Origin of the sequence: uncultured Croceicoccus sp. (assembly GCF_947496385.1) — a bacterium.
Classification (GTDB): domain Bacteria; phylum Pseudomonadota; class Alphaproteobacteria; order Sphingomonadales; family Sphingomonadaceae; genus Croceicoccus.
Genome location: NZ_CANMCP010000050.1, coordinates 1 through 452 on the forward strand (window position 1 = coordinate 1; position 452 = coordinate 452).

Here is a 452-nt window from a genome sequence, read left to right on the forward strand (position 1 = left end):
TCGCGCCTTTGTTGCCCGACAAGCCGCGCGGTGTTCCCCGGGTGGATGACCGGCGGGTGCTTAACGGAATCATGTGGCGCTTCCGGTCCGTTGCGACATGGGCGGAAATCCTGGGGCGCTACGGGTCACCGACGACCTGTTACAGTCGGTTCGTTCGCTGGCGCAAAGCCGGGGTCTGGGACCGGCTGCCAACGGCGGTTTCCGCTGATTTCAATGGCGAGTTGGTGATGATCGATTCCACCTGTGTGCGCGTTCACCGACATGGTGCGACGGGCAAAAAGGGGGAGCTGCAATCGTGGCATGGGACGTTCCCGGGGCGGCCTCATCAGCAAACTCCACGCTCTTGTCGAGGTTGACGGACGCCCTCTCGGCTTGAGGCTGGCCGCTGGTCAGGTCTACGATGCCTGCGAGGCCGACGCACTCATCGAGGCTATACCCGAAGGCGCGACCCT

1 pseudogene is annotated in these 452 nt (G+C 63.7%); it reads left to right on the plus strand.

The annotated features are described in order from the left end of the window. Positions 1–8 precede the first annotated feature (8 nt). A pseudogene (locus tag Q0897_RS16065) lies at positions 9–452 on the plus strand (IS5 family transposase); the annotation flags it as partial.